General features: G+C 64.1%; 22 protein-coding genes. 5 read left to right on the forward strand and 17 right to left on the reverse strand.

Annotated elements, in window-relative coordinates; translation table 11 throughout:
- Positions 1-2 precede the first annotated feature (2 nt).
- The 3 genes from IVB05_RS26080 to IVB05_RS26090 form a co-directional block, all read right to left on the reverse strand.
- Positions 3-899, reverse strand: coding sequence for an ABC transporter permease (locus IVB05_RS26080; protein ID WP_247778807.1), 897 nt, complete (start codon positions 897-899; stop codon positions 3-5).
- On the reverse strand, positions 896-1,846 hold the full coding sequence (locus tag IVB05_RS26085) for an ABC transporter permease (RefSeq protein ID WP_247778809.1): 951 nt from the start codon (positions 1,844-1,846) through the stop codon (positions 896-898). Before IVB05_RS26085 ends, IVB05_RS26080 begins: the two co-directional genes overlap by 4 nt.
- A 68-nt stretch (positions 1,847-1,914) precedes the next feature.
- Positions 1,915-3,345 carry an amidase gene (locus IVB05_RS26090; RefSeq protein ID WP_247778810.1) on the reverse strand — a complete coding sequence of 477 codons (1,431 nt, stop codon included), beginning with the start codon at positions 3,343-3,345 and terminating at the stop codon, positions 1,915-1,917.
- 102 nt (positions 3,346-3,447) lie between these two features.
- Here IVB05_RS26090 and IVB05_RS26095 point away from each other — a divergent pair, with 102 nt between their 5' ends.
- Complete coding sequence (locus tag IVB05_RS26095) at positions 3,448-4,335, forward strand: LysR substrate-binding domain-containing protein (protein ID WP_247778811.1); 888 nt, start codon at positions 3,448-3,450, stop codon at positions 4,333-4,335.
- Between the two features lie 86 nt (positions 4,336-4,421).
- Here IVB05_RS26095 and IVB05_RS26100 read toward each other — a convergent pair whose 3' ends face one another.
- The 9 genes from IVB05_RS26100 to phnG are packed head-to-tail and all read right to left on the reverse strand — an operon-like array spanning position 4,422 to position 11,379.
- Positions 4,422-5,033 carry a pyridoxamine 5'-phosphate oxidase family protein gene (locus tag IVB05_RS26100; protein WP_247778812.1) on the reverse strand — a complete coding sequence of 204 codons (612 nt, stop codon included), beginning with the start codon at positions 5,031-5,033 and terminating at the stop codon, positions 4,422-4,424.
- 13 nt (positions 5,034-5,046) lie between these two features.
- On the reverse strand, positions 5,047-5,646 hold the full coding sequence (gene phnN, locus IVB05_RS26105; protein WP_247778813.1) for a phosphonate metabolism protein/1,5-bisphosphokinase (PRPP-forming) PhnN: 600 nt from the start codon (positions 5,644-5,646) through the stop codon (positions 5,047-5,049).
- A complete protein-coding gene (locus tag IVB05_RS26110) occupies positions 5,643-6,797 on the reverse strand; it encodes an alpha-D-ribose 1-methylphosphonate 5-triphosphate diphosphatase (RefSeq protein ID WP_247778814.1) in 1,155 nt (384 codons plus the stop codon). The genes phnN and IVB05_RS26110 overlap by 4 nt, the downstream gene beginning before the upstream one ends.
- 14 nt (positions 6,798-6,811) lie before the next feature.
- Complete coding sequence (phnL, locus tag IVB05_RS26115) at positions 6,812-7,510, reverse strand: phosphonate C-P lyase system protein PhnL (RefSeq protein ID WP_247778815.1); 699 nt, start codon at positions 7,508-7,510, stop codon at positions 6,812-6,814.
- Between the two features lie 8 nt (positions 7,511-7,518).
- Positions 7,519-8,319 (reverse strand): phosphonate C-P lyase system protein PhnK, encoded by an 801-nt coding sequence (gene phnK / locus IVB05_RS26120; RefSeq protein ID WP_247778816.1) that lies wholly within the window; start codon positions 8,317-8,319, stop codon positions 7,519-7,521.
- A complete protein-coding gene (locus IVB05_RS26125; protein ID WP_247778817.1) occupies positions 8,312-9,196 on the reverse strand; it encodes an alpha-D-ribose 1-methylphosphonate 5-phosphate C-P-lyase PhnJ in 885 nt (294 codons plus the stop codon). The genes phnK and IVB05_RS26125 overlap by 8 nt, the downstream gene beginning before the upstream one ends.
- A complete protein-coding gene (locus IVB05_RS26130; RefSeq protein ID WP_247778818.1) occupies positions 9,193-10,296 on the reverse strand; it encodes a carbon-phosphorus lyase complex subunit PhnI in 1,104 nt (367 codons plus the stop codon). The genes IVB05_RS26125 and IVB05_RS26130 overlap by 4 nt, the downstream gene beginning before the upstream one ends.
- 2 nt (positions 10,297-10,298) lie before the next feature.
- On the reverse strand, positions 10,299-10,904 hold the full coding sequence (gene phnH / locus IVB05_RS26135; protein WP_247778819.1) for a phosphonate C-P lyase system protein PhnH: 606 nt from the start codon (positions 10,902-10,904) through the stop codon (positions 10,299-10,301).
- Between the two features lies 1 nt (position 10,905).
- Positions 10,906-11,379, reverse strand: a complete 474-nt coding sequence (gene phnG / locus IVB05_RS26140; protein WP_247786936.1) for a phosphonate C-P lyase system protein PhnG — start codon at positions 11,377-11,379, stop codon at positions 10,906-10,908.
- 113 nt (positions 11,380-11,492) lie between these two features.
- On the opposite strand from phnG, the gene phnF reads away from it, so the two are divergent.
- Positions 11,493-12,221, forward strand: coding sequence for a phosphonate metabolism transcriptional regulator PhnF (gene phnF / locus IVB05_RS26145; RefSeq protein WP_247778821.1), 729 nt, complete (start codon positions 11,493-11,495; stop codon positions 12,219-12,221).
- A gap of 99 nt (positions 12,222-12,320) precedes the next feature.
- Here the strand turns inward: phnF and phnE (IVB05_RS26150) are convergent, their stop codons facing one another.
- The 4 genes from phnE (IVB05_RS26150) to phnC form a co-directional block, all read right to left on the reverse strand.
- Entirely contained in the window at positions 12,321-13,169 is an 849-nt protein-coding gene (gene phnE / locus IVB05_RS26150) for a phosphonate ABC transporter, permease protein PhnE (protein WP_247778822.1), read from the reverse strand.
- A complete protein-coding gene (gene phnE, locus IVB05_RS26155; protein ID WP_247778824.1) occupies positions 13,166-14,050 on the reverse strand; it encodes a phosphonate ABC transporter, permease protein PhnE in 885 nt (294 codons plus the stop codon). Before phnE (IVB05_RS26155) ends, phnE (IVB05_RS26150) begins: the two co-directional genes overlap by 4 nt.
- Before the next feature lie 79 nt (positions 14,051-14,129).
- A complete protein-coding gene (gene phnD / locus IVB05_RS26160; RefSeq protein ID WP_247778826.1) occupies positions 14,130-15,065 on the reverse strand; it encodes a phosphonate ABC transporter substrate-binding protein in 936 nt (311 codons plus the stop codon).
- Positions 15,066-15,142: 77 nt separating this feature from the next.
- Positions 15,143-15,958, reverse strand: a complete 816-nt coding sequence (phnC, locus tag IVB05_RS26165; RefSeq protein WP_247778834.1) for a phosphonate ABC transporter ATP-binding protein — start codon at positions 15,956-15,958, stop codon at positions 15,143-15,145.
- 193 nt (positions 15,959-16,151) lie between these two features.
- Between phnC and IVB05_RS26170 the strand changes: the two genes are divergently transcribed.
- From IVB05_RS26170 to IVB05_RS26180, 3 genes are read left to right on the forward strand one after another with little or no spacing between them, the layout of a single operon-like run.
- Positions 16,152-16,817, forward strand: a complete 666-nt coding sequence (locus tag IVB05_RS26170) for a DapH/DapD/GlmU-related protein (protein ID WP_276578709.1) — start codon at positions 16,152-16,154, stop codon at positions 16,815-16,817.
- A complete protein-coding gene (locus tag IVB05_RS26175; protein ID WP_247778835.1) occupies positions 16,814-18,007 on the forward strand; it encodes an alpha-D-ribose 1-methylphosphonate 5-triphosphate diphosphatase in 1,194 nt (397 codons plus the stop codon). Before IVB05_RS26170 ends, IVB05_RS26175 begins: the two co-directional genes overlap by 4 nt.
- A 20-nt stretch (positions 18,008-18,027) precedes the next feature.
- The gene (locus IVB05_RS26180; protein WP_247778836.1) at positions 18,028-18,717 is read left to right on the forward strand and encodes a DUF1045 domain-containing protein; all 690 of its coding nucleotides are present in this window, start codon (positions 18,028-18,030) and stop codon (positions 18,715-18,717) included.
- 12 nt (positions 18,718-18,729) lie between these two features.
- Here the strand turns inward: IVB05_RS26180 and IVB05_RS26185 are convergent, their stop codons facing one another.
- Complete coding sequence (locus IVB05_RS26185) at positions 18,730-20,229, reverse strand: tripartite tricarboxylate transporter permease (RefSeq protein WP_247778837.1); 1,500 nt, start codon at positions 20,227-20,229, stop codon at positions 18,730-18,732.
- Positions 20,230-20,254: the final 25 nt, after the last annotated feature.

The following is a 20,254-nucleotide window of genomic DNA, read 5'->3' on the forward strand; positions in this document are numbered from 1 at the left end:
GTTCAACGCTCCCGCGCCAGCCGGGGATCGAGCAGATCGCGCAACCCGTCGCCGAGCAGATTGAGGCCAAGCACGGCAACTGCGATCGCAGCGCCCGGATAGACCGCGAGCATCGGTGACTGGAACAGCAACGTCTGCGCGTCGTTCAGCATGCGGCCCCAGGACGGCTGCGGCGGCTGTGTGCCGAGGCCGAGATAGGACAGCGCCGCTTCGGCCAGGATCGCGAGCGCGAACTGGATCGTGCCCTGCACGATCAGGATCGGCAGGACGTTCGGCAGCACGTGCTCAATGGTGATGCGGAAGCCGCCTTTGCCAGAGGCGCGCGCGGCCAGCACGAACTCCCGCGCCCAGATCGCATTGGCCGATCCACGGGTCAGCCGGACCAGAGTTGGAATCTGGAAGATACCGATGGCGATGATCGAGGTCACCATGCCCGGGCCGGCGACGGCCGCCAGCATGATGGCCGAGAGCACCGCAGGAAACGCAAAGGTGAAGTCGCTCATCCGCATGATGAGCTCTTCGGTCCAGCCCTTGCGCGCGGCGGCAATCAGCCCAAGGCACACCCCGAAGGTGAGACCGATCCCGACGGCGATGATGCCGACCATGATGGTAGAGCGGGCGCCGACCAGCAGCAACGAGACGATATCGCGGCCGAGCACGTCGGTGCCGAGCCAGTGCGCGGCCGACGGTGGCCGCAGCTTGGAGGCCACGTCGATTTCATAGGCCGACCACGGCGTCCAGACCAGCGACAGCAAGGCGGCGCAGAGCACCATCAGGCTGAGCGTGCCGCCCGCAACGAAGCTGCGATGGCGCAGCGCGCGACGCCAGAAGCCGTTCGCGAGCCGCGGACGCGCGACGGTGGCTGCAACCTCGACTGAGGCGCTCAGCGGGGTGCTCATAGGTTGTGAACCTTGATGCGCGGATCGATGAAGGCATAGAGCACATCGACCACAAAGTTGACGATGACGACCACGGCCGCCAGCAGCATCACGCAGTTGCGCACCACGATCAGGTCGCGATTGGCGATCGACTGGAAAATCAGTCGGCCGAGACCCGGCAGATAGAACACGTTCTCGATCACGATCGTCCCCGCCAGCAGGTTGGCGAACTGAAGGCCCATGATCGTCATGACAGGGATCATCGCGTTGCGCAGTACATGCCGCCACAATACGTCGCGCTTGCTCAAGCCCTTGGCGCGCGCGGTGCGCACGAAATCCTCGCGCAGCACCTCAAGCACCGCGGAGCGCGTGACCCGTGCGAGGATCGCCGCCTGCACCACCGATAGCGAGATCGCAGGCAACAGCAGCGACTTGATCCCGGCAATGATGCTTTCATCCCAGCCCGCAAATCCGCCGGCCGAAAGCCATTGCAGCTTCACCGAGAACAGCAAAATAAGCAGGATGGCGAACCAGAAGTTGGGAAGCGCTATGCCGAACTGCGTCAGCGACATCACGCCCACATCGCCGAGCTTGTTGTGATTTGCCGCCGTATAGATGCCGGCGGACAGAGCCAGCACGACCGTCATGGACATGGACATGATCGCCAATGGAATTGTCAGCGTAAGACGCTCAGCAATCAATGCTGCAACAGGCGTGCCATAGGCATAGCTGTTGCCGAGATCGCCCGTCAGCATTCCCGCGATCCAATGGACGTACCGATAGTGCAGCGGTTGATCCAGCCCGAGCTTGACCGTCAGCGCCCGGACCGCATCAGGCGAGGCATCCGCGCCCATCAGCATCTGTGCAGCGTTGCCGGGCAACGCATCCAGGACAAGGAAGATAATCAGCGACGCGCCGACCAGCGTCGCTACCAGCGTCAGAAAGCGGCGGAAAATGAAGACGCTCAAGTCCCGATTCCCTTGTTAGCAGCCAGTCCCTTGTTAGCGATCAAGCGTGGTGGCGGCCGCATTTTCGCTTAGCCGGCTAGATTCGGCCACCGGCCGAGAAGATCTTGCGAGGCCTCAAACAGCGCGCTGACGCGCAGCAATTCGACGTCTCCACGGAATTGTCCGACCAACTGGATGCCGATCGGCAGGCCGTCCGCGTCAAAGCCGCAGGGCAGACTGACGGCAGGATGACCGGTCATGTTGAACGGCATTGTCCAGGGAAACCAGCTCGGCCGCACGTCGCTGAATACCCGCCCGTCGATGTCTATCGTGCCGAACAGGTCCTGATCGATCGGCAGCGCGGTTCGGGTTATGGTTGGCATCGCGAGAATGTCGACCCTTTGCAGCAATGTCTGAACCCGCCGGAACAGCGCCGTACGGTCAAACATCGCCCGCTGATAGTCAACACCGCTGACCTTCGTGGCCAGCGCCAGTTGCTTCATGAAGGTCTCGCTCAGCTCATCGCCATGATCGGCGGCAAGCTTCTCGAACCGCGCGCGCCAGGCGGTGTGATTGATGGCGCGCCAGATCGGCTCCACCTCAAATCCGTCGCCGGACATTTCCTCGACCTCGGCCCCGAGGGCCTCCAGCCTGGCAAGCGCGACCTTGAATGCCGCGACGACATCGGCCGCAACTGGCAGGCCGAGCGGCGCGAGGCAGAATGCAATCTTGCGCCCGCGCAGATCACCGTTTGGCGCCGATCCCTCGACAAAATTCCACGGCGGCAATCCGATCGACCACGGATCGGAAGCGTCTTCTCCCGACATCGCCTGCATCATCAGGGCGGTGTCTGCGACGGTGCGCGTCGTAGGCGTCACGTAGGTCTGATTGCCGAACGCGTCCTGCACCTGACTGTGGGGAATAGCGCCGTTGCTTTGCTTCAGGCCAACAACGCCGTTGCAGGCTGCCGGAATCCGAGTCGAGCCGCCGCCATCGGTTGCGATGGCAAGCGGCGCGATGCCGCTTGCAACCGCAACCGCCGCCCCCCCGCTTGAACCGCCGCTCGAGCGCGCGCCACTCCAGGCATTGCGCGTGCGGCCGAACAACGGCGAATCCGTCAGGCACTTGGTGCCGAACTCCGGCGTCGTGGTCTTGCCCACGAGAATGGCACCCTCTGCCCGCATTCGCGCCACGGCGACCGCATCATGGTCAGGCACGTTGTCCTTGTAGGGGATCGCTCCGAAGGTCGTTCGCACCCCCTTGGTGTTGACAATATCTTTCACGGTGAATGGGATGCCGTGAAGAAGGCCCAGCGGCTTCCCGGCCATCACCTCACGCTCTGCGTTCCTCGCCTCGGCCATGGCTTCATCCCCACACAGCGTGATGAAGCAGTTCAACTCGGGCTGCATCCGCTCGGCACGCGCAAGCACGGCACGCGTAATTTCGACCGGTGAAACATCCCTGCGGACGATCCGCGCGCGGAGTTCGGTCGCAGGCAGGAAGCACAGTTCATCGCTCATCGCGAAAGTCCCCTGGGTCGAATGACGCAAAGATGACATTCAGATTGACTTCAGGTCCAATACCATCGCACAACTGACCCATACGAGTTCGGTATAGCAAAAATGGACCTTCGGCGTCTCCGCTATTTCGTTGCCGTAGCCGAAGAGCGAAGCGTTGGCCGGGCGGCCGTACGCCTGCGCATGGCGCAGCCGCCACTGTCGGTCCAGATCCGCAAATTGGAATCGGAAGTAGGAACGCCGCTGTTTCGTCGAGGCGCGCGGGGAATGGAGCTGACGGCGGCCGGCCGCGCCTTGCTGTCGCGCGCGCGTGAAGCGCTGGCCCTGACGGCTGAAGGTTTTGAGGCCGCCCGCGCAGTGGCGGCGGGGCGCCGGGGAAGATTGTCGGTCGGTTACATGTTCGCGCTTGCCCACGCCGTGCTGCCGAGGCTCGTTCCGGAGCTTCGAAGGTCCCTACCCAAGGTCGATCTGGAGTTCATCGAACTGAGCGCATCGACGCGTGAGGCACGGCTGCTGGATCACAGTGTGACTGTCGCGCTGTGCATGCCCGCAATTCGCCACAGCGAGATCGAGGTCTCCACGATCGGAAAGCAGCGATTGATGCTGGCCATGCCGGCCGGCTCGCAGCTGGCGCGCTCGGCGGCCGTGCCGGTGAGAAAGCTGCAAGGCCGCCCGCTGATAAGTTTACCCGGGCCTGCCGAGGATCCGGCGGCCTCCGTTGTGGCGTCGCTGCTCCGGCGGCATCAGGTCAGCATGACGGTCGCGAACCGGGTCGAGACGGTGCACTCGGCGCTCAGCCTCGTCCTTGCCGGCGAAGGCATGGCGATCCTTCCCGCCTGCGCCCAGCTCGGATGCCCGACCGGCGTCGTGTTCCGGCCCTTCCTCGACGCCGACGATGCCATCGACGTCGCGGTTTGCTGGCGCCGGGATTCTCTCAATCCGCTGGTCCGGAATTTCCTCAAATGCGCGGAAAAGGTGATCCGCTACGCCTGACACCATCGGCTTTAAGGTGCCCGCGTCGCTCGTTCTGGATGGCTTACCGTATGCCCGCCGCAAGATCGCGACGCGATATCGGCGCATCACCACATCGTCTGCCGCGCGCGCTCCGGCCATTCGCGGTCGTATTTCTCGCCGCCGACGGTGTTGTCGCTCATCTCGGCGAGGATCTGGCCGGGCGTCGGCAAGCTTCGGGGGTCGACGCGCGTGTCGGGATTCCAGAGATCGGAGCGCACGATGGCGCGCGCGCACTGGAAGTAAACCTCCTCCGCCGTCATGACGATGACGGTGCGCGGCGCCTTGCCCTCCATCTTGAACGACGCGAGCAGTTCCGGATCGGCCGAGACATGCGCGCGGCCGTTGATGCGCAGCGTGCTGCCGGAGCCCGGTATGAGAAACAACAGCGCCACCCTCGGATCGCGCACGATGTTGCGCAGCGAATCGCAGCGGTTGTTGCCGCGGCGGTCCGGCATCATCAGCGTCTTCTCGTCGTGGACGCGAACGAAGCCCGGCTGGTCGCCACGCGGCGAGCAGTCCAGCCCCTCCGGCCCGCAGGTTGCGAGCGTCACGAACGGCGACTTGTCCATCAACGCCCGATAGGCCGGCGTGACCCTGTCCGCGACCTTGACGGTCGAGGCATCGTTGGGAAAGCCGTAGATGGCCTCGAGCTGCTCGATGGTCGCGACAACGGTCATTTCCGGTTTCCTTTCAATCGTCCCATTTCTCGCCCTTGATAACGCGGACGAGTTGGCGGGCATGGTATTCGGCGCTGCTGATATTGACGATGGTCACGTTGGGCGCGGCCGATGCGTCCTCGACCGTGCGGCGCAGGCGGTTTTCGACCATGCCGTCGCTGCTTCGTGCGCGCATTGCAATCCGTTCGGCCAGAACGTCTGGCGGCGCGGTGATTGAAATCACCACCACGTCGGCATAGGCGCGGCGCATCGCACCGATCACCGTGCGCGACACGTTGGCAACAATGGTGCGTCCGGCGCGGATTTCGTCGTCGATCGCGCGCGACAGCGCGTAGCAATGGCCGTGGGCTTCCCAGTGCATGGCGTAGTCGCCACGCATCAACGCCTCCTGAAACGTGCCGATGCTGGCCTCCTGGTTTTCCTCCGATGCCGACGCTTCGCGCGTAATCACACGCCGTGGAAACACGATGTTGCGATCATCGGCACAGGCTGCCCTGGCAAGGCTCAGCAGCGTATCTTTGCCCGCGCCGCTTGGGCCGACCACGAGCACCAACCGGCCCGGCCCGATGGCAGCGGTCTGATCTGCTGTTGTGGTCGTCAGCGTCTCCGTCATGCGACCCGCCGCCCTTCGCGCCAGACACTGCGCACCACCGGAATGTTGCGCGCGACATGCACCCGGATCAAGTCGGCGCGCTTGCCGGGCGCGATCTCGCCACGGTCCGCAAGGCCCACGGCTTCGGCCGGCGTTTTTGTCACCGTGCGAACGGCCGACGCCAGATCGATCGCGGGCGCGTGTCGCGGCAACTGCAGTGCGGCCATCAACAGGCTCGAGGGGATGTAGTCGGACGACAGGATATCCAACAATCCTTCGCGGGCGAGATCGATGGCGGCGATGTTGCCGGAATGCGAACCGCCACGGACCACGTTCGGCGCTCCCATCAGAATGCCGATGCCGGCCTGATGCAGCCCACGCGCGGCTTCCATCGTGGTCGGAAACTCCGCCACCGAAACGCGATCCTGGATCGCGTCAGCGACATTTTCTTCGGTCGTATCGTCGTGGCTGGCGAGCGGGATTTCATATTGATGCGCAAGGGCCACGATTTCGCGCATGTTGCTCGCAGCATACGTCTTCTGATAGTGGAAGCGCTTCTCGAACAGCGCATCGAGTTCGGCGTTGGTCTTGCCGCCCCCCTTGCCGCGATAATAGTCGCGCAGCTTGACCTCGTCGCGGAACTGGCGCTGCCCCGGCGTGTGGTCCATCAGCGACATCAGCCGCACGTCCGGCCGGTCGATCAATTCCCTGGCTTCCTCGACCACGCTGGGCATCGGGATTTCACAGCGCAGGTGCAGGAAGTGATCGGCACGAAGCAGGTTAGCGTCGCGCGCGGATGTGATCGCCTCCGCCAGCACGCCTGCCCTGCCGTCAACCTCCTCGGCGCCATCCTCGCGCCAGACCCGCAGCGAATCCAGCACGGTGGTGATGCCGGAGGTGGCCAACTGCCCGTCGTAGGAAACCACCGCCGCGATCGGATCCCAGAATACTTTCGGACGCGGCACATAGTGCATTTCGAGATGGTCGGTGTGCAGCTCGATCAGGCCGGGCATGATCAGGTCGCCGCCGGCGTCCTCGCTGCCTGACGGCGCACTGCCCTCGCCGTATTCGGCGATGCGGCCATCGGCGAACGCGACCCAGCCGCGCTCGATCACGCGATCTGCCAGCACGATGCGGGCGTTGCCGAGGATGGTTTCGTGCTTCGAAGTCATCTCACATTCTTCCTTCATGCCGCGGCGGCAAATGATGTCACGTCGACGATCCGGTCAGCGATCAGATGGCGAATTTCATCGTCATGGACGATCGCCACCATCGCAACGCCCTGACGCTTCTTCTCTTCAATCAACTCGACGACGACCGCGCGATTGGCAGCGTCGAGCGAGGCGGTCGGTTCATCCAGCAATAAAATCGGCAGGTCCGAGATGAAACCATGCGCAATGTTGACCCGCTGCTGCTCGCCGCCGGAGAACGTCGATGGCGGCAGTCCCCACAGCCGCTCGGGAATGTTGAGGCGGCGCAGCAGCGCGCCCGCCTGCTCGCGAGCTTCCGCGCGTGCAGATCCGTTCGCAATCAAGGGCTCCGCCACCACATCGATGGTGGCGACCCGCGGCACCGCACGCAGGAACTGGCTGACATAGCCGATGGTCGAGCGGCGCACGCTGAGCACCTGCCGCGGCTCGGCCGTGGCAAGATCGATCACCGTGCCTCGGTGCCGGATGCCGATCCGCCCCGCATCGCAGCGGTAATTGCCGAAGATCATTTTCAGGATCGAGGATTTGCCGGCGCCTGATGGGCCTGACAGCACCACGCATTCGCCTGATACAACATGGAACGAGACGCCGCGTACCACGGGCAACTCGACGCCGCCCTGCAGATGCATGGTGAAGGTCTTTTCGGCGTTGGTGATGTCGATCATCGCAGTCATTGGCGCGCTCATGCCGGCAAAATCGAGGAAACGAGCAATTGGGTGTAGGGCTCGCGGGGATCGTCGAGCACCTGATCGGTCAGGCCGGTTTCGATGACACGACCGCCCTTCATCACCATCACGCGATGCGACAGCAGCCGCGCCACGGCGAGATCATGGGTGACGACGATGGCGGCAAGCCCGAGCTCGTTGACGAGATTGCGCATCAGATCGAGCAGACGCGCCTGCACCGAGACGTCGAGCCCGCCGGTCGGCTCGTCCATGAACACCAGGCGCGGCTCGGTCACCAGATTGCGCGCGATCTGCAGCCGCTGCCGCATGCCGCCCGAATAGGTCCGCGGCGCGTCGTCGATGCGCGCGGTATCAATCTCGACCCGCTCCAGCCAGGACGAGGCGGTATCGCGGATGCGGCCGTAGTGATTCCAGCCCACCGCCATCAGCCGCTCGCCGACATTGGCGCCGGCCGAAACCGCCATCCGCAGGCCCAGCGCGGGGTCCTGATGCACATAGCCCCAGTCGGTGCGGAACAGAAAACGGCGCTCTGCCTCACCCAACGCGGCCAGATCGCGCAACGCGCCATCGCGCATCCGGTACGACACGCAGCCGGCGCTCGGCGCGAGTTGCGCCGACAACAGTTGCAAGAGCGTCGACTTGCCCGATCCGGACTCACCGACGACCGCCAGCACCTCGCCGGGGTAGAGCGCAAAGGATACGTCGCGGCAGGCGGTCAGCCGACCGTAGGTCTTGCCAACGTGATCTGCGACCAGAAGCGGCTCGTCGTTCTGCACCGGATTTCTCGGCTCAGCCATGCGCCCTCTCCCTGTGCGGCGTGGCGCTCTCACTGCCGCGATGGCCGGCCTGCTGACGCTGCTCGCAGTAATCGGTGTCGGAACAGACGAACATTCGCCCGCCCTTGTCATCGGTGACGATTTCGTCGAGGTAGGAATCGCCGGCGCCACATAGCGCGCAGGGTGCGTCGAAGCGGTAGCGCGTGAACGGGTGGTCCTCGAAATCGAGCGACACCACATTGGTATGCGGCGGAATCGCATAGATGCGCTTTTCGCGCCCCGCGCCGAACAGTTGCAACGCCGGGCAATTGTCCATCTTCGGATTGTCGAATTTCGGCGTCGGCGACGGGTCCATCACATAGCGCGCATTCACCTTCACCGGATAGGCGTAGGAAGTCGCGATATGGCCGAAGCGCGCGATATCCTCGTACAGCTTGACATGCATCAGGCCATACTCGCCGAGCGCATGCATGCGCCGCGTCTCGGTCTCGCGCGGCTCCAGGAACCGCAGCGGCTCAGGGATCGGCACCTGATAGACCAGCACCTGTCCCGCATGCAGCGGCGCTTCGGGAATCCGGTGCCGGGTCTGGATCACGGTGGCATCCGCCGTCGACGTGGTGGTCGCGACACCGGCCGTCTTGCCGAAGAATTTCCGGATCGAGATCGCGTTGGTGGTGTCGTCGGAACCCTGGTCGATCACCTTCAGCACGTCATCAGGGCCGAGGATCGCCGCCGTCACCTGCACGCCGCCGGTGCCCCAGCCATAGGGCATCGGCATCTCGCGGCTGGCGAACGGCACCTGATAGCCGGGGATCGCGATCGCTTTGAGGATCGCGCGGCGGATCATCCGTTTCGTTTGCTCGTCGAGATAGGCAAAATTGTAAGCCGGCGCGTTCATTCGGCGGCCTCTTGCATTTGCGGGCCCTCATTAGCCTCGGCAAACTCCTTGCGCAATTTTCGCAGCAGGCCGAGTTCGGACTGGAAATCGACGTAGTGCGGCAGCTTGAGATGCTCGACGAAGCCGGTCGCCTGCACATTGTCCGAGTGCGACATCACGAATTCCTCGTCCTGGCCGGGCGCGATCACCTCCTCACCGAGCTCGCGGGCGCGCAGGCTGCGATCGACCAGCGCCATCGACATGGTCTTGCGCTCGCTTTGCCCGAACGCCAGGCCATAGCCGCGCGTAAAACACGGCGCTTCCGTCGCCGAGCCCTTGAACTGGTTGACCATCTGGCATTCCGTCAGCGCGACCGAACCGAGTGGAACGGCAAAGCCGGCATCCTCGGCCATGAATTCAACCTCCACCTCGCCGAACCTGATCTCGCCGGCAAAGGGATGGTTGCGGCCATAGCCGCGCTGCGAGGAATATCCGAGCGCCAGCAGAAAACCCTCATCGGCGCGCGCCAGGTTTTGCAGGCGCAGATCGCGGTCCGCTGGGAAATTTAGCGGCTCGCGCGTCAGGTCACCGACGGGAGCGTCAGCATCCGCGACCGGCGACGGCTCGATCAGTCCGTCACGGCCCAGAATATCGGTCACGCGCGGGGTCGCTGCGGCAGAAGCATCCCCTGTCGCGGGAGCCTCGGGCGCTAAACCCTCGGCGAGCTGGGGGTCGAGCAGGCGATGGGTGTAGTCGAAGGTGGGACCAAGAATCTGTCCACCCGGAATATCCTTGAACGTCGACGAAATCCGTCGCTGCACCCGCATCGCGCCGGTGTCCACTGACTCGGTCGCGCCGAAGCGCGGCAGCGTGGCGCGGAACGCCCGGACCAGGAAGATCGCCTCGATCAGGTCACCGCGCGCCTGCTTGATGGCCAGCGCCGCAAGTTCGCGGTCGTAGAGCGAGCCCTCGGTCATGACGCGGTCGACGCCGAGCGAAAGCTGCTCGGATATCTGAGCCAGCGACAGTTCGGGAACGTCGCGGTCGCCGCGCCGCTCATGCGCCAGCAGTCGATGGGCGTTCTCTATGGCGCGCTCGCCTCCCTTGACGGCAACGTACATGGTCAGCCTCCCCTCATGAGCCGTGTCGTGCGCGGTATGGCAACGACGGCATCGTCATGAACCAGCACGACATCGATGCCGCGTGGAAACAGTACGGCGTTTATGGTCACCCGCTCGAACAGATCCCTCGGCTGGATCAAAGCGCGGAGTGCCGTCGTGCCGTCGATGCCGGGGCCCTGCAACTCGACAACGGAGCCATCCGTCAGGCTTTCGACCTGCAGGATCAACGTCGTCGAACGATCCGGATATTCATTGCTGCCGAACGCGAAGCGATCGAGCGACGGAAGGTTTTGGGGATCGCCTACCAGCGCGAAACCGGCAATCGACGAATCCGCAACGACCGGCGCGCTGGTGTGGAACTTGAGCCACTTGGCGACATCAGCCGTCGCCGACATTCGGCCGTCGAGCCAGACCGGCGTATCGTGATCGAACAAGGTCAGCGCAATCGCGGCGGTGCCGCGCATCATCCCACCCGGCGCGCCGGCCGCGGACGCGATACGCTGAATGCTGCCCGGACGCGCCATCGCATCCATGACGGTCCGGAAGGTCGATTGCGCCGACAACACCTTGTCGGCAAATCCTGCGGGCAGTTCGGCAACGCTCGTCATGTCAGCCCTCACCCCGCACCAGCGTGTAGAAATCGACCCGCGTTGCAGCGGCCTCCGCGACCTTGCGGTTTTGCCTTTCGATCATCGCCGTATGCAACGGCGCGACGACTTGGGTTTCGATTGCGCCGGCGAGTTCAGCCGACTGCACCATGGCATCGCACAGCGCGATCAGCCTGGCCTTCTGGTGGTCTCGGCCCAGCGTGTAGCCGAATCCGACCTCGCCGGTCGACAGCCGCACCGCGGCGCGCGACACCGTTGCCTCGCCGAGGTTGAACGGCGCGCCGTCGCCTCCGACGCGGCCGCGCACCATGACGAGCCCATTCTCGGGCTCGCGCAGGTCTTCGTGCGCTGGCAACGCCACCGTCGCGAGATGCCCTTCTATGTCGGCCGTTGCGGAATGAGCCAGCACTGCCATCACGGCCTTGCGCCGCGCCTGGGCGCCGTGTTCGTCTGCCAGACTTTCGTTACTCGCCATCATATCGGCCTTGCCGGAATCAAGTTGTCTATGATACTAGACAACTTGATAACGAAGCGCCATGACGATTTCGTGACACCGAGGTGATTTTTGCCGATGCCCCATTTCGTTCCATGAGCATCCAGGACGCGCCCTCCGGCGTTGCGCTGTGGCGGCAGGTCGCCGACGGCATCGAGCGCGGCATCGCCGACGGCCGCTTTGTCGCCGGCGAAAAGCTGCCGGGCGAGATCGAGATCGCCGAGACCTACCGGGTCAACCGCCACACCGTTCGCCGGGCGCTCGCCACGCTCGCCGAACGCGGCCTGGTGCGCGCCGAGCGCGGCAGCGGCACCTATGTCGAGACCCGGCGCCTCGCCTACCCCCTGCGCTCACGGACGCGGTTTTCCGAAATCGTCGGTGCCGGCGGCCGCGAGCCGCGCGGCCAATTCATCGATGCGGCAGAGGAAGAAGCCACGCGCGAGCTGGCGCGGGAGCTTGGACTGAAGACCGGAGCGTCCCTGATCCGGATCGAATCCGTGCGGCTTGCCGACCGCGCGCCGATCTGCGTCAGCACCACGTGGCTTTCGGCGGAACGCTTCCCCGACGCCGGAAAAGTGTTCGCCAATATGCGCTCGATGACCAAGCTGCTGGCGCATTACGGCATCCGGGATTTTCGCCGCGCCTCGACCCGGATCACCGCCGGTATCGTGGACGGGGCTGACGCCGCGCGGCTCGACCTCGCGCTCGGACGTCCCGTGCTCGTGGTCGACAGCACCGACGTCGATACGGACGGCACGCCGCTGGTTACCAAACGCTCGCGCTTTGCGGCGGAGCGCGTCGAGTTTTTGGTGGAGAATAGTTGACGGCTCGTAGGGTGGGCAAAGCGAAGCGTGCCCACCATTGACACCAACGATTTCGGTGGGATGGTGGGCACGCTTCGCTCTGCCCACCCTACGGAGCAACTACGCCAACGCCCGCTGTCCGATGATGGCAAAGCGCAGTTTGCCTGAGATCCAGTCGATCGCGGCCACCGCGACCAGAATCATCAGGATCAGGAACGAAACCTTCTGCCATTCCAGCACACGTATCTGCTCGGCCAGCTGCAGACCGATGCCGCCGGCGCCGACGATTCCGATGATGGTGGCCGAGCGGGTATTCGATTCGATGAAGTAGAGCACCTGCCCCGCGATAACAGGCAGCACCTGGGGCATCAGGCCGAAGCGTATTTCATGCAGCGCGTTGCCGCCGGAAGCCCTGATGCCCTCGACCTGCTTCTTGTCGGCGGCCTCGATGGCCTCGGAAAACAATTTGCCGAAGGCACCGAAATCCGCCGCCGCAATCGCGAGCACACCGGCAAACGGGCCGAGGCCAACGACGTTGATCCACACCAGCGCCCAGATCAGCGTATCGACACCGCGGATGGAATCGAACGCGCGGCGCACCGGAAAGCGTAGCCACCCCGAGGGAATGACGTTCCGCGCCGCCAGCAGGCTGACGGGCAGCGCCAGGACGGCGGCGATGGTGGTGCCGAGCAGCGCAATCGACAGGGTTTCCCCCAGCGCCGAGAGATAGGCCGGCAATGATGAGCCCGGATCGGGCGGGATCATCATCAGCGTGATCCAGCCGAGCTGGCTCAGCCCGGCGAACAGCTTCGCCGGTGAAAAGTCGAGATCGACGAGCCCGAAGACGAAAACGGCGAAGGCGGCGACGATCATTGCCGGCGTGGCGAGCCGCGTCCCGGCGGGCCTGTCGAACACATCGGGATATTTCGCCCGCAATTGCTCTCGGTCCGGCTTCGGCAACTGGCTCATGCCCGCGCATCCCCGCCGAACAGACGGCCGCGCAGCCAGCCGGTGCCGATATCGATGATGAAGACGGTGACGATGATCGTAATCAGGATGGCGCTGACGTCGGAGTAGTAGAATTTTCGGATCGCGACCACGAGTTCCTGCCCGATGCCGCCGGCCCCCACAAATCCCATCACCGAGGCTTCGCGAACGTTGATCTCGAAGCGCAGCAGGGCATAGCTGGCGTAACCGGCTGCCACCTGCGGCAACACGGCAAACCGCATGCAGGACAGCCAGCTTGCGCCGGTCGAGCGTACGCCTTCGACCGGCTTCATGTCGGCATTTTCGACAATCTCGGAAAACAGCTTTCCAAGCGCCCCGGTGGAATGAATCGCAATCGCCAGCACGCCGGCCATCGGGCCGAGACCGAAGGCGATGACGAAGATCAGCGCGAACACGATGCCGGGAACGGTGCGGGCAAATTCCAGCAAGCGGCGAATGACGAAACGAAGCCACCGCGCCGGCGAGGTGTTTTGGGCGGCGAAGAAGTTCAGTGCAAAGGCCAGCACCGCCCCGATCATGGTGCCGACATAGCTGATCAGAATGGTCTCGGCCAACATCCAGAGCCATTTGCGCCAGCCCCAGAACCACTCGGCCGGATTGCTCCACACCCTGGTGCCGTCTTCCAGCGTCAGAATGCGGTCAAAATAGCTGACGAAGTTTCCGAAATAAGTGAACAGGGTGCGCAGGTTCACTTCCGCGCCGAACGCCGCGACGACAAGCGCTGCAAGAAAAGCCGCCGCCGCCAGCGCCAGCCGCAACCGCTTGCGCGCCACCGCCCCGCGATAGGCCGCGTTGAGAACGGCCAGTTGCGCGCCTGGAAGGATGGATACGGCTGATGTCATTGAGGCGTTCTGCCCGGGGCCCTAATTCAAAAAAAGGCCGGGCCACGCGGACCCGGCCTCATTTGTTTCTACCGATCGATCAGGACGCCCTCTTCTTACGCAACGCATCGACGAACTTGATCAACTCGATAGTACCGTCCCAGTCCTTGGTGGTTGCCGGGTTGAAGCCTTTCTTCTGACCGTCGGACAGGCGGTCGAACGCGGCCTTGTCCTTGGTCGGCGCTTCGGTGAACGCCTTGGCAATCGCCGCCTTCAGATCTGCCGGAAGGTCCGAATTACAGGCATAGGGTCCGTTGATGATCGGGGCCGACTTGTGGATGATCCGGAAGTCGTCCTTCTTCATCGGCGACCCGTCGGCATTCTTCAGCATGCCCTTGTGCAGCATCTGGGCGAGCGTCGAGTCGCCGTCGTTGGTCCACTGATTGGCGGCGACTTCGACGGTGCCCTGCGACAGCGCCAGCATGGCGTTCTCGTGGCTGCCGGTGAAAACGACCTTGCCGAAATAACCGTCAGCGTCGGAGATACCCAGCTTGTCGAGCTCGAAGCGCGGCACGTTGTTGCCCGAGGTCGAGTTCGGATCGACCAGGCCGAGATTCTTGCCCTTCAGTTGATCGATATTCTTGTAGGGGCTCGACGCCTTGACGAAGAACACCGAGTAATAGCCGGTCGAGCCATCGGCATTGATGTCGTTGGCGAAGGCGTCGGTCTTGACGCCGGTCAGGCGGGCGCGGGCAAACGATGCCGAGCCGTAGCTTGCGATATGGATGTTGCCGGCGCGCTGGCCTTCGATGACGGCGGCATAGTCATTGGCGATGCGCAGCGTGACCTTGACGCCGAGTTCCTTGGACAAATAGGCCACGAACGGCGTCCAGCGCTCGGTCACGCCCGAAGCGTTTTCGGCCGGCACCACCGCAAAAGTCAGTTCCGGATATTTGCTCTTCCAGTCCTGCGCCGAGGCGGAAGCGGTGAACGCCAGCGCGGCTGCGCCGGCCAGAACGATACGACGAGTGATCATGGTGAGCCCTCTTGTTGTGGTTACGCCTGTTCGCCGATTGCAGGTTTGCAACCGGCTACCCTGTACAGAAATGACACTCAGGCTGCGGCAGCCGTGCCGAGTTCAGGCACCGCCGCGCCGTCCGGCACCTGCGCGGGCGCGGTGCCCATGACGTCGTTGGCTTCGAGATCGTAGAGTTCGCGCGCGATGCGATCGGTCAGCGTCTCGGGCGCACCGTCGAACACCACACGACCGGCCGCCATGCCGATCAGCCGGTCGCAATAGCTTCGCGCCAGATCGAGCGAATGCAGGTTGCAGACGACGGTGATGCCGAAATGCTTGTTGATGCGCAGCAGCGCGTCCATCACGATCCGCGTGTTGCGCGGGTCGAGCGAAGCAATCGGCTCGTCGGCAAGAATAATGTCAGGCTCCTGCACCAGCGCCCGCGCGATCGCGACGCGCTGCTGCTGGCCGCCGGAAAGCTGGTCGGCGCGCTGGGCGGCGACCCCTGCCATATCGAACTGGTCCAGCGCTGACAGCGCCAGCGCCCTGTCCTCTTCCGGCCAGAGCTGTGTCAGCGAGCGCCAGGACGGAATTTCCGCCAGCCGCCCCATCAGCACATTGGTCAGGACGTCGAGCCGGCCGACCAGATTGAACTGTTGAAAGATCATCGCGGAGCGCGCACGCCATTGCCGCAGATCTTTGCCGCGCAATGCGGTCACGTCGACGCCTTCAAACAGAATGCGCCCTTCGGACGGTTCAGCGAGGCGGTTGATCATCCGGAGCAGCGTCGACTTGCCGGCGCCGGAGCGGCCGATCACTCCGACGAAGCTGCCGGGCGCGATCGAGAATGACGCGTTATCCACCGCGGCTTTGGTGCCGAACCGGCACGTCAAACCTTCTACCACCAGCATGCACTGCTCCAGAGTTCCAGTCGTGCAGCATCGCTAACGGCTCGATCTAACAGTTGTGTGACACGGATGCCGCGGTGCGGCGTTCGTCCACAGCGCTGGCTGGCGTCACGCATCTGTCATGATCTTGTCATCAAGCGCATCGAAGACGAACGCACGCCAATGATCCTTCCTCGATTGCTGATGGACACCACCGATGGCCGGCAAGATGCTTTCCACTGAACCGGCCGTCGATCCCACCGCATCGGTGCGCGACTGCCAGTTTGGCGCCTACACCGAGGTCGGCGCGCGGACCATCCTGCTCGAAGTCGCGATGGCCGACTATTCCTACGTCGTGAATGACGCGCAGATCACCTACACGACGATCGGCAAATTCTGTTCGATCGCGGCGATAACGCGGATCAACCCGGGCAATCACCCGATGCACCGGGCCTCGCAGGCGCATTTCACCTATCGCGCCAGCAGCTATTTTCCGGGCGAGAGCGACGATGCCGAATTCTTTGCATGGCGGCGCAGGCATCACGTCCATATCGGCCATGACGTCTGGATCGGCCACGGCGCGGTCATCCTGCCCGGCCGTTCGATCGGCACCGGCGCGGTGGTCGCTGCCGGCGCCATCGTAACCAAGGACGTCCCCGCCTATACGATCGTTGCAGGTAACCCGGCCCGGCCGATCAAGCGGCGGTTTCCGGAATCCATTGCCGGACGGCTTGCGGAGCTTGCGTGGTGGGACTGGGACCATGAGACGCTTCGCCGCGCCCTGCCCGATTTCCGCAAGCTCGACGTCGAGAGCTTTCTCGACAAGTACGAAGCCGCTGCCGCATCTGGCCGCCTCCGTTTCAACCAGAGTGCTGCATCGTGACCGAACTGTTCATTGAAGGTGGCCGGGCCCTGCTCGGCAACGAAATCATCGAAACCACGTTGCGGATTGGCGGCCGCGAGATCATTGCCGTGGGTACGGACAACAGCCATAGCTCGCCCAGCATCGATGCCGACGGACTGCTTGTGCTGCCGGGCATTGTCGACCTGCATGGCGATGCCTTCGAGCGGCAGATGATGCCGCGCCCCGGGGTTGATTTTCCGATCGACGTCGCACTGGTCGACAGCGACCGGCAGGCGGTCAGCAACGGCATCACGACCGTCTATCACGCCACGACCTGGTCGTGGGAGCCTGGCCTGCGCAGCGCGGACAATGCGCGAAAGTTGCTGGAGGCGATCGAGCAGATGCGGCCACAGCTCGCCGCCGACACCCGCTTCCATTTGCGCCACGAGACCTACAATCTCGACGCCGAAGGCGAAATCATCGACTGGCTGTCGGAAGGCCGCGTCGACCTGTTCGCATTCAACGACCACATGGACTCGACGGTTGCGAGCCTCACCAAACCGCTGAAGCGCAGCCGAATGGTCGAGCGCACGGGGCTCACCAATGAGGCGTTCGACCGCCTGGTGCAAAGCGTGGTCACCCGCAGCCACGATGTGCCGGCTTCGATCGCCCGGCTGGCGCAGACGGCGCGCGCGGCTGATGTCCGGATGCTCTCGCATGACGACGAAAGCCCGACGATGCGGCAGGCCTTTCGTGCGCAGAGCGTTGCCATCGCCGAATTCCCAGTCAACGAGGAAACCGCCCGCGACGCCGCCGAAGCCGGTGATTTCATCGTGTTCGGTGCGCCCAATGTCGTGCGCGGCGGCAGCCACACCGGCTGGACCAAAGCATCCGACATGATCGCCAAGGGCCTGTGTTCGGTGCTGGCGTCGGACTATTACTATCCGGCGCCGCTGCTGGCCGCCTTCCGGCTCGCGGCTGACGGCGTGCTGCCGCTGGCCGCGGCATGGCAACTGATCTCGTCGGCGCCGGCGCGCGCCGCCGGCCTCGCCGATCGCGGCACGCTCGCCGCGGGACAGCGCGCCGACATCATTCTGGTCGATGATACGGCGCCGCTACGGCCGCGAATCGTCGCGGTCGTTGCCGCGGGGCGTCTGGTGCATTTGACGGAGGTGCACCGTCTCGTCCGTTCGTCCGTCGCTCCCCGCAAGGCAGTTGCAGCCGCGTGAAGCGGCCCTATTCTGGTGCAATGGCAAATTACCCCCGTTACGCAATCTACTACACCTCTGCACAAGACAGCGCGCTCGACCGGTTCGGCGCATCGCTGCTCGGCTACGACACCTATGGCGGCGGCGACCTGCCCTTTCCGGATGGGCTCCCACTGGACTGGCGCGACCTGACGCAGGATCCCCGCAAATACGGCTTTCATGCCACGCTGAAAGCACCGATGGCGCTGGCCGACCGCAAGGCCGAGGCGCAGCTTGCCGCGGCATGCGAATTGTTTGCCGATCTGGCCCGGCCGGTGCCGGTGATCCAACCGGTCGTGGATTCGATCAGCGGTTTCATCGCGGTGATTCCGGCCGAACCGTCGGCAGAGCTCGAACTGCTCGCCGCCGAGGCGACCAAGGCATTCGATCCGTTCCGTGCCCCCCTTGGCCCGGAAGATCGTGCGCGGCGAAATCCCGACAAGCTGACGCCGCGGCAGCGCGACTATCTCGACCGCTGGGGCTACCCTTACGTCTTCGAAGAATTTCGCTTCCACATGACGCTGACGGGGCGACTTGCCGCAGAACGGCGCGAGCAGGTTGTGGCGATGCTGCGCGAGAGATTTACAGCAACGGGCATCGGCCCGCTCGCGATCGACGCAATTGCCCTGTGCCGTCAGGACAATCCGAATTCGCGGTTTCGCGTCATTGGCCGCTGGCAATTGCAGGACTGACGCCGCTGCCCCTCATTCCGCCAGCGCTTCCTTCCGTGTTTTCAGTATTTGCGGCGACAGCATTGCCAGCAACAGAATGGCGACGACGCCGAGAATGACCGCGCTGATCGGTCGTGACAGAAAGACGGCGAAATCGCCGTCCGCGATCAGCATCGCGCGCCGGAAGTTTTCCTCGAGCTGCGGACCGAGCACGAGGCCGAGCAGAAGCGGCGCCGGCTCGACGCCGATCTTGATGAAGAAATAGCCGATCAGGGCGCACCCCATCATCAACCAGACGTTGAACAGGCTGTTGGCGATGCCATAGGTGCCGATGCAGCAGAACAGGACGATGGCGGGAAACAGCAGGCGATAGGGAATCTTCAGCATCGAGACCCACAGGCCGATCAACGGGAGGTTGATCACCAGCAACATCAAATTTCCGACCCACATACTGGCGATGACGCCCCAGACGAGCTTGGGTTGCTCGGTCATGATCTGCGGGCCGGGCTGGATGCCCTGCATCATCAGCGCGCCGATCATCAGCGCCATCAGGGCGTTGGCGGGAATGCCGAGCGTCAGCAGCGGGATGAAGCTGGTCTGGGCGCCGGCATTGTTGGCGGCCTCCGGACCGGCAACGCCCTCGATGGCGCCTTTGCCGAAGCGCGAGGGATCGCGCGCGAGCTTCTTCTCCAGCGCGTAGGAGGAGAACGGCGGCAGCGCGGCCCCGCCGCCGGGCAACACCCCCAGCACGGAGCCCAGCGCCGTGCCGCGCACCATGGCCGGAAAGGCGGCCCGAAAATCCTCCTGGCTCGGGATCAGGCTGCGGATCGATTGGCTGACGACGCGGCGCTCAACAGGTCTCTCCAGATTGGCGATGATCTCGCCGAGCCCGAACAGGCCCATCGCGATCGGCACGAAATCAAGACCGTCCGACAGAGCGGCGATGCCGAAGGTCATGCGCGCAACGCCCGAGCTGACATCGATGCCGACGAGACCGAGCAATAGCCCCAGCAGCACCATCGCAAGCGACTTGGCGACCGAACCATGCGCGAGCACGACCGCGGCGATCAGGCCAAGCACGAGGAGGCTGAAATATTCGACCGCGGTGAACTTGAGCGCCAGCATCGACAGCGGCACGCTGAGCACCGCAATCACGATCGTCGCCGTCGTGCCGGCAAAGAACGAGGCGATGGCGGCAATGGCGAGCGCAGTTCCGGCCTTGCCCTGCTTGGCCATCTCGTGGCCGTCGATACAGGTGACGACCGACGACGTTTCGCCCGGCACATTGACCAGGATCGCAGTGGTCGAGCCGCCATACTGCGCGCCGTAGAAGATGCCGGCCAGCATGATCATGGCGCTGGGGGGCGACAGGCCGAAGGTGAAGGGCAACAGCAGCGCCACCGTCGGAATTGGGCCGATGCCGGGCAGCACGCCGATCGCGGTGCCAATGACCACGCCGATCAGGCAGAACAGCAGATTGTTGAGCTCGAGGGCCGTCGAAAGGCCCATCAGCAGATTATTGAAGAGTTCCATAAGCGTCTGCCTGCGAAGCCCGCCA

Source organism: Bradyrhizobium sp. 170 (assembly GCF_023101085.1).
Taxonomy (GTDB): Bacteria; Pseudomonadota; Alphaproteobacteria; order Rhizobiales; family Xanthobacteraceae; genus Bradyrhizobium.